1 protein-coding gene is annotated in these 649 nt (G+C 48.5%); it reads right to left on the bottom strand.

Annotated features, from left to right (window positions below; translation table 11 throughout):
- The coding region (locus AC5O77_RS21990; RefSeq protein WP_283669130.1) for a hypothetical protein at positions 1 to 353 on the bottom strand (353 nt) is incomplete at its 3' end.
- Positions 354 to 649: the final 296 nt, after the last annotated feature.

Here is a 649-nt window from a genome sequence, read left to right on the forward strand (position 1 = left end):
GCGCCTACCAGTTCGGCAGCACTAAACTTTGGTTTTCCGGTTTTGCTGTCCACCAGTCCTGCCACAATCATGAGGCCTGCGGCCTTGTAGAGTTCATGATCCCGCGCCTTTCGTTCCGCCCTTGCGGCTGCCTTCCGTTCTGCCGCTATTATTGCCGTTACCCTGGCTTTTGCTGCGGCTGCTTTCTCTGCGGTTTTTTCTGCCCGTATCAGTGCGGACAACGTTTTTTCATCCGTCGTTGTTCGGTTTTTTTTCTCTGCCAGTAACACAAGTAATCTTTGCTGCTCTGACGGTGATTTCAGTCCGTTGATATAGGCAATTTTTGCACTTAACCACTCTTCACGATTTGTCATTCTTACCTCTGCACTTTTGCCGTTAATGTGAGTTGTTATTGTGCATAATATCACCTTGTCTGCCTGCGTGTGAGACCTTAAAATCATCCCTGATTAATTCAGGGATGCGCACTTAGACGTTTCTCTCCTTCGTCGAGAAACAGTGCGCTCCTGCGGAGGGCTTAACGGCAGATGGCAAGCTCCCATTGTACAGTTAAAACTGGAGCAAAAGGCGTAGCCTTAAAACAGGCTGTGTATATTTCTAGATCCGGCGAATATTAGCACTACAACTCGCGGGAGGATCTGGAATGTTCGTC

The sequence above is a fragment of the Stenotrophomonas sp. INTA L402-1 genome, assembly GCF_059295135.1.